Source organism: Tenuifilum sp. (assembly GCF_037481895.1).
Lineage (GTDB): Bacteria > Bacteroidota > Bacteroidia > Bacteroidales > Tenuifilaceae > Tenuifilum > Tenuifilum osseticum.
Genome location: NZ_JBBFKU010000062.1, coordinates 1 through 8,781 on the forward strand (window position 1 = coordinate 1; position 8,781 = coordinate 8,781).

Consider the following 8,781-nt stretch of genomic DNA (forward strand, 5'->3'; position numbering starts at 1 on the left):
CCCCGCCCGAACCGCCACCATCAGCGCTTGGCGTTTAAGTTTTTTTTTAGCTCCTCCACGTCCTTGTACCCGTGCTGCCGGGCCACCACCTCCAGGTACGACTCGCTGGCCAGCAGCTCCAGCTCCTTGCGGACCAGCAGCTTCCGCAGCTGCTCCAGCTCCTTCCGCAGGGCCTGCAGCTGGCTCGCCTCCCCGGGGTTCTGAATTACCACACGCTTGTTCATGAGATCAAACCTTTTGTAGCCAACCACCCAGCGGGTTATCGTGGTGACGTTCAACCCGTACCGCTTGGCCAGCTCGTTCTTGGAATACTTCCCGCTGCTAAGTTCGGATAAAATTTTCAGCTTGAAGCCCTCGCTGTAGCGTTTTGTTACAAAATTATTTTTGTCCATACACATAAGTTTGTGTAGACATTTTTCAGGACGGGTCAACTTTAAACCTTTATCCTTTAACCTTTATCCTTTATCCTTACCCTTACCCCATACCCAATCACCACTCCAATTATGTTCGATATCAAATCGTAGGTATTAAATGTTCTATGGGGGATATATAGTTGCCATACTTCAGCCAGCGCTGATGCCAGCATAAGTAAAATAAGAACGCCAATACTAGAGGTTTTAATTCCCACTATTTTAAGTGAAATTACAAGTAGAACAAATAGTACTACATGAACCAGATAGTCGGTATGAATAGTAATCCCAAGGCACTTAAATCTGGGAAAGTTGATAGGAAGCAAAGTGGGAATAACCAGTATTGCCGTTACCCAAAGGGCTATTGTAAGAAAAAGTATAGTAAAACGACGCAAACGCATATTTAAATTGGGTATTAAGAAACCAAATTTACATAAATATCGATTAACAAACCTTCTAAAATTTTAGTATACAAAAAATATCAAAATAAATCTTTAAGTTTTCAATTTTACTAACTTTACGGAAGGAAAACCAAAAGGTATGAAAAGATTAATATCGGTAGTAATCATAGTATTATCCGCAACAGTAGTTGCCAATTCACAGCATGGGTTACAACCAACCATAGCGGCTATGCGTTGGGGTGCCGACTACAAACTTCATGTAAAGTTGGCTAACGACTCCGACTATGTGGTTGATGTTCGTGGTCTTTACCACACTGGCAAGGATCTTTTCGTTGATACTACCGATAACTCCGCCACTTACTATCCAGTTACCCTCGATAAGGAGTTTGTTGATTACATCAAAAGCAAGAGAATATACAACGATGAATCCAGGGCCGACAGTTTGACCCAACACAGCTACAAAACGTTGTGGTCTGCACTCCATGGGAATTTAGGAGGCGGTTACATCCATTTTATCAACTGCATGGTTTATGCTCTGGAGTCACAAAATCTCAGGTTAACTGACCCCATTCTGATGCGTCCGGCAACCAAGTGGAAACCTAAACCCATGACCCAATCGTACAAGCGTACCCGGAAATGGACGTACTTCTACCCAAACACCCAACCGCTGGCACACAAGGAGTATAAGTTCCGTAAGAGAGACGGTGATTTGAAGGACCTGCAGGGTGTTCCCCAACCCTTTATCGATTTGTTCCTTTCAACAAACCAATCCGATTACGACAAGATGGTTGCCAACCGCCGTATGCGGGAGGTTGCTCAAATCGATCTGGTAAAACTCTTACTCGGAGCCAAGTACCTGGGTGAAGACCAAATAAGGTATATCAGCTCTCGTGTTTTGATAGCGGTGCTTAAGTATAATGTGAACACCATGCCCTCCGTAATCATCTTCGACGATTACAATGCCGCCGTGGCGCTTTCGCTGGGTGTTGATGGGTATAAAATTGAAAAAATTGTTTACTCCGATGGCGAGGTGGTTTCGGGCTCTGAACTTGAAGGCCGCACAGAACTTATCGAAGCACTTATCAAACGGATAAACGAGGCCAACGAACGAGTTTTCCGCAAGAAATTGCAACTTTACTACCAGAGGAAGAAATAGCGCCCATTTGTCAGGCGTGTTTAGTATTTAGTGTTGGGTGTTCAAGGTTAAAGGATAAAAATTTCAAATTTCAGATTTCAGATTTCAGATTTCAGATTTCAGATTTCAGATTTCAGATTTCAGATTTCAGATTAAAGGTGGTTCCTATACCATAACCATAAACTATCAACCAACAACTTGCAATTAGCGCTTCTCCAGAAGCACCACATTCTCCACGTGGTGGGTTTGAGGGAACATATCAACTGGCTGAATACGGGATACCTTGTAAATATTAGACATTAAGGCAATATCACGCGCCTGGGTGGCCGGGTTGCAGCTAACGTAAACAATACGAACTGGCTGAACAGCCACCAGCGCTTTAGCCACATCAGGGTGGATTCCTGCACGGGGTGGATCAAGTATTACCACATCGGGTTTGCCGTGCTCGTCCATGAATTTATCGCTTAGCAAATCTTTTATATCGCCGGCAAAGAAAATTGTATTTGTAATTCCATTTAGCTGCGAGTTGATTCGGGCATCATCAATAGCCTCAGGCACATACTCTATACCCACAACCTTTTTGGCATTCCTGGCTACAAAGTTGGCAATTGTACCCGTACCTGTATACAAATCGTAAACCAGTTCACTACCTGAAAGCTGAGCAAAGCTGCGGGCAACCCTGTATAACTCTAGTGCTTGCTCCGAGTTGGTTTGATAGAACGATTTAGGTCCAACCCTGAACTTTAAATCCTCCATCGCCTCTATAATATGATCCTTACCTGCAAAGAGTTTAACCTCCAAATCGCTTATGGTTTCGTTTAGCTTGCTATTTTCAACGTACATCAGCGAGGTTATTTGAGGGAAACTGATACGCATGTACTCCAGTAATTCCTGAACCTCATTATTATATCGGGTTACCGAAAGAATTGCCATTACCTCACCTGTGCTTGCAGTGCGAATAATCAGATTTCTAAGCAACCCTTGCTTGGTGTAAAGGTTAAGGAAAGGAATGCCATGCCTAATGGCATAATCCCTAACCGCCAGCCTGATTGAGTTCGATGGTTCGGGTTGAAGGTAACAGTTGCTTACATCAAAAACCTTATCGAATCTACCCGGAATATGGTATCCCAGTGCAGGAACCTTTTCAATTTCTCTTGCCTGTTCAATTTCCTCTCGTGTTAGCCAACGGCTTTCGGAAAAGGTGAACTCCAATTTATTGCGGTAGTGGGAAGTGTTTTTTGATCCAATTATAGGCGATATCTCAGGCAACTCAATTTTTCCTATCCGTTTTAGTTGGTCGGCTACCTGTTTCTGCTTGAATTTTAGCTGCTCCTCGTAAGGGAGGTTCTGCCATTTGCAACCACCACATAGTCCAAAATGTGAGCAAAAGGGCTCAACGCGGTTTGGGGAATACTTATGCCACTTAACCACTTGCCCCTCCATAAAGTTTTTGCGATTGTTAGTAACCTGTATATCAACCACATCGCCAGGAATGGCAAATGGTACAAAAACAACCTTATTGTCAACTCGTCCAATAGCTTTACCTTCGGCAGCAATATCCTCAATCAGGATTTGCTCAAGCAGCGGCTTACTTTTTCGTCCCACTATTATTTTAGGTATATTTGAACTTTATACAGCATCGTTTTGTTTTGCAAAGGTAGCTAAATTGTATGGATTCAATAACACATGCACTAACCGGTGCAATTATTGGCCATGCTGTGGGTAACAGTAAGCTGGGACCCAAAGCAATGGTAATTGGTGCTGTTTCTGCCAATATACCCGATTTTGATGCGGCTGTTACCCTATTTTTTGACCCAGTTGAAGCCATGTTTATCCATAGGGGGTTTAGCCATTCGCTCCTACTTTTGCTCATAGGGTCTGCTTTTCTGGGATATATTTTAAGTAGGTATCATAAAAGCCGACACTCGATTGGTTTTTGGTGGCTTTTAGTGATCTTACCCTGGCTTTCGCATCTACTTATGGATATTTTTAATACTTATGGAACAGCCATTCTTGAACCCTTCAGCAGTTTAAGGTTATCGTTCGACTCCATCGCAATAATCGACTTTAATTTACTGTTTATTCTTGTGCTGACCCTTGCCGCTCTGTTTTTTTTCAGGGAGAAACCTAAACCTAAAAAAAGGTTTATTGCTCTTTTGGGGCTCTCATTAGTTGCGCTTTACTTTTTGTTGAATGTTTACATTAAAGTATCGCTCGAAAGGGAAGTTAGGGAAAGATTAACAACATCGGGTATTGATTTTACCCGTATTCATACAACGCCTTTACCGTTTACAAACCTAGTTTGGATGGTTGTAGTGGAAGATTCGTCGAGCTACCGGTTGTCGCAAGTGAACATAATCAAGAAACAAATAGTTAGTCATACCTTACTATTAAAAGGTATGGGTAAAAATAGTACACCCTGTCCGATAGAGCGATTAAAAGAGTTCACGAAAAACTACTATACCATTGATTATACCGATCAAGGATACTTTTACGTAAACGACTTACGTTTTTCGAGCCTGGAAAGCAGCTATCCGGCAGCCTATGTTTTACGTTTCAAGATTGACGAGAAAAATTGCAGGATAGAGCGCCCTCATCCCGTAAGGGGAATAACCCCCAAGAACATTCTTAAGCTCATGCAAAAGGTATTTTAGGTTGAGGTGTGTCACTCACTTTCCTGTAACGCTTAAGGCGATTCCAGATTTCCAGATTTCCAGATTTCCAGATTCCAGATTAAATGTGAATTCTTTTACTATCAACCCAACCATCAACTGTCAACTAAATAAGTATCACAGTGTTTCATGGTGTAACACGGAGTTTTACAGAAGAGTAAATCAATCTAATCAGTGTCATCTGTGTTCTATTTAATTCACCATCAACCAACAACCATCAACAAACCTTTCCTTTCTCCCATTTCTATATACCTTCTCCTCCAATCGTATAACATTTTTTATGAAAAAAATTTGTATTTTAAAAAATCGCCGTAAATTGCTATACCAATAACAGTAGTAAAAAATTAATTAAAATATTAAAAATCAACACATTGTAGTGTTTTAAGCAAGTTTATACGGTGTATTTTGTATTTGGGTTTCATGAGGAGGAAGGTTTTAGTTTATTTTAACAGTACTGGTTTTTGAATAGGTTAAGGTGTAATGCTATGCCTTAGCTTTTTTATTAGTATCAACGGGAAAAAAGGTGTAATAAAGTATGAATATGAGACGACTGATTAATTCTTTTGGGTTTATAGCGCTAATGGTTTTATGCGTTAAACCCGCTTACCCGGAAGGAACCAAACAGCTTATGCCTAACTCTTCGGATAGGTTGTACTTGGAGTTTAATGTATTCGGCGAGACTGGAAACCAAAGCTTTGCGGGTTACGGTTGCGCAGCCGAAAAACGCTTGAATATTCGCTTGAGGGCAGGTGAAAAGGTTTTTATGGGTTTTAGAATATCTGGTGCCTATAATGACGGAATATATACAGATCCTACAAAAGTGAAATTTAGGGTAAAACGTCCGGATGGTTCAATTATTTTTACTGAGCGATCATTACCTTCTTCCGGTTCAGGGTATATTGACACTTATACTCAAGCTATAACTGGCCCTAATGGAGCCAAAATAAATGGTGTAACTATAACAGGCGGATATAATCCATTAACATTTACAGCCGATGTTGCTGGTGATTACTATATTGAGTTTCAATATTTAGATGGTACTGTACATAGGCGATGGGCCCTAATGTTTTTTGATATAACAGTTACCGATGCCAGCAATAATATTATTACCAATCCAGGCGAACCAAATATACCAGCTGGTAGAATCTGGAGCAAGGGTTGGCAAATGTGTAACACTAGTTTTACCCAGTATCGTGTAAACAACTTTTTCTACGTGTTAACCGAAGATGAATTCGTAAATAAGATAAACTTTCAGTACTATCCTTACTCTTTTAAGTTCCAATCAAATGATTATGGTATAATTCCTGTAGCTAACGAACCCAACTACATAAAAAGAGCACAAAGTAAGGATAATGATCAAACCGCAAATGCCATGAAATATCCGGTTTTCCTAAATGACCCGGATAGAAGTTTATGGCCAAATACCCGCCTTGCTCCACCCAAAGTCCAGGTATGGGCTGAGGATACCCTTTTCTACGATTACGATTACATGCGTACACCCATGCAGCTACCCGTTTCCGATTACGATGTATACTTGGAAAAGAATCGAGTTGGCTGTCCCTATAGTTCGGTTGCCATCTTTAAGATAGAGATGAACATTGATGCCTTTGTGGCCATTCTTATCGATATAAATGGTGGCGGGTATTCAACCAGCGGAAGCGACAGGGTTATTTACCGCAATTTAAAGAAAGGGGTAAACTACATACTCTGGGATTTTAAGAACGATGCTGGTGCCGAAGTACCGGTTGGCGTTTACAATGCATCGGCCACTTTCATGGGGCGCGGACCAACCAACTTCCCCGTTTACGATGTGGAGCAGTGCGATGGGGTAGTAACCTCTTCGGTTCGCCCGTTCCGCAAGCTCAATGCAACTATCTACTGGGACGATACCTTTATTTCTCGCTGGGGCGATGAAACTGGTCAGGGATTAATGAATTCTACCCAACGTAAACAGCTGGTTATTGGTGCCAACGTACCCCGAATCTGGTCGTGGAACGCGGCTTTAGAAAACACCAATTTTAATGGGAACATGAATACCATGAACACGTGGTTCAATGCCATTGACCTGGGGTATTCTAATATCAAAATACATGTTACCCAAAGCGCTACCAAGTGTATAAACGGGCTTGCCCCCTGGGTGGGCGATATATATAAGGAGGGGCCGCTTAATACCAATATCACCTTTACCCAAGCCGATTTTACCAGTAAATTTTTCGATCCTACTGGTGTAGCACTTAAGGAGATTAGGATTACTTCGTTACCTTCGAATGGTACCTTACGTGTTGGTGCAACTCCAATTAACACTGTACCCTATACTGTAACTGTAGCTAACCTTGCAAACCTAAACTTTGTACCCACAACTAATTGGGGACGAACTTCGTTTACCTATGAGGGACGTAATAACAATAACCTTTACTCTAACAATGCCGAGCAGGTTTACCTAACAGTTAACACGCCTCCAACCATTACTCCTCCTTCGGACCAAAGTGTTTGTACCAATAGCACACCATCAACCTTGCCTTTTACTGTGAACGATGGCTCTCAAACACCTGCTGACAATATTGTTGTTACGGCATACTCACACGATCCCAACTTTGTGCTAAATGGAAATATTGAGGTAGGGGGTACAGGAACCAACCGTTGGGTTAAGGTAACCCCTGTTGCCAACAAGAGTGGCCATGCCATTATTTACCTCATGGCCGACGATGGTTACTCAAAAACCATTCAGGAATTTGCCGTTTACGTTGGACCTGATCTGGAGTTCTCTGGCGATACAACAGTTTGCGTAGGACAGGATTTGTATCTGGTAGCCCAGGAACAGGGTGCTACATCCTATACATGGAAGTACGGAGCCACAACAATTTCCACAACTCAAACCCTCAGCCGTACCTGGGGTAATTTTAACGTGGGTCAATGGTCGCTCACTGTTTCAAAGGGAGGCTGTACATCAACCCGTTACTTTACCGTTGATATCTCACCAAATACATCGTTTACAGGCGATGTGAATGTATGCGTTGGTGAAGCTATTGATTTAACTGCCGTTGAAAACAATGCTACCTACGAGTGGAAGAAAGGCGCAACGGTGGTTTCTACTGCCAAGCAGTTTTACAAGGCAAGTGCTGTTCTTGCCGATGCTGGCACAAATTACACACTCAAGGTAACCAAGGCGGGATGTACTGCAACTTCAGCCCCATTTACAATTAGTGTGGTTAACCCGCCAAGTACCGGTTTAACGGTAACCGGAAGTACAGTTGACCCCGGTCACGACGGTACTATTACTGTAAACTCAACGCAGAACGGTGTTACCTACAATGTATATAAAAACGATGTTTACGTAGCTTCGGGTGTGGGAACAGGTGGTAATATTGTAATTACCGTACCTGCTGCTAACCTCGAGGTGGGCAATAACCTGTTTGTGGTTAAAGCTAATAATGGGAATTGCGAAATTCCGCTCAGCTCAACTGCAACAATAGTTGTTCGTACCCCTGGTTTTACCATTTCAGCCATATCAGGTAATACAACCGAGGCAGGCGGTACTGCTACTTTTACAGTTGTTCTTAAAACTCAACCCACCGCTAATGTTATTCTGCCTATCAGCAGTTCCGATTTAACTGAAGGTACAGTGTCGGCTGCGTCGTTAACTTTTACTCCGGCTAACTGGAACGTTGCTCAAACCGTTACCGTTACAGGTGTGGACGATTACATTGTTGACGGAAATATCACCTATACCATTAATATTGGCCCTGCAACCAGTTCCGATACCTATTATAATGGTATTGACCCTGCCGATATCAACCTTTTAAATATTGATAACGATGTTGCTGGGGTTAATGTTAATCCAACCAGTGGCTTAACTACAACCGAGGCAGGTGGTACAGCCACCTTTACCATGCGACTTACCGCTCAGCCTGCTGCCAATGTTACCATTACCCTTTCGTCGAGCAACATGGCTGAGGGTACAGTAAGTCCTACTTCGGTTACTTTTACCCCTGCAAACTGGAATGCAAATCAAACCATTACCGTTACCGGTGTCGACGATCAGGTTGACGATGGCGATGTGGTTTACACCATTATTACATCAAACACCAGCAGCACCGATCCGGTATTTAATAATATAAATGTACCTGATGTTACGGTTACTAATATCAATAACGATGTTGCAG

Annotated in this window: 6 protein-coding genes; 3 read left to right on the forward strand and 3 right to left on the reverse strand. The window is 42.3% G+C overall.

The features are described from left to right. Positions 1–20: 20 nt before the first annotated feature. Both WHS63_RS12870 and WHS63_RS12875 read right to left on the reverse strand, forming a co-directional pair. The gene (locus tag WHS63_RS12870) at positions 21–392 is read right to left on the reverse strand and encodes a transposase (RefSeq protein ID WP_445205461.1); all 372 of its coding nucleotides are present in this window, start codon (positions 390–392) and stop codon (positions 21–23) included. A gap of 56 nt (positions 393–448) precedes the next feature. Further along, a complete protein-coding gene (locus tag WHS63_RS12875) occupies positions 449–811 on the reverse strand; it encodes a VanZ family protein (RefSeq protein WP_445205462.1) in 363 nt (120 codons plus the stop codon). A gap of 139 nt (positions 812–950) precedes the next feature. Between WHS63_RS12875 and WHS63_RS12880 the strand changes: the two genes are divergently transcribed. After that, positions 951–1,967 (forward strand): hypothetical protein, encoded by a 1,017-nt coding sequence (locus WHS63_RS12880; RefSeq protein ID WP_445205463.1) that lies wholly within the window; start codon positions 951–953, stop codon positions 1,965–1,967. A 183-nt stretch (positions 1,968–2,150) separates the two neighbouring features. On the opposite strand, the gene rlmD is transcribed toward WHS63_RS12880, so the two are convergent. Further along, a complete protein-coding gene (gene rlmD / locus WHS63_RS12885; protein ID WP_445205464.1) occupies positions 2,151–3,551 on the reverse strand; it encodes a 23S rRNA (uracil(1939)-C(5))-methyltransferase RlmD in 1,401 nt (466 codons plus the stop codon). Positions 3,552–3,616: 65 nt separating this feature from the next. On the opposite strand from rlmD, the gene WHS63_RS12890 reads away from it, so the two are divergent. Together WHS63_RS12890 and WHS63_RS12895 are read left to right on the forward strand one after the other, a co-directional pair. Continuing rightward, positions 3,617–4,600, forward strand: coding sequence for a metal-dependent hydrolase (locus WHS63_RS12890; protein WP_445205465.1), 984 nt, complete (start codon positions 3,617–3,619; stop codon positions 4,598–4,600). Between the two features lie 559 nt (positions 4,601–5,159). After that, positions 5,160–8,781: hypothetical protein (locus tag WHS63_RS12895; RefSeq protein ID WP_445205466.1), on the forward strand; the 3,622-nt coding region annotated here is incomplete at its 3' end.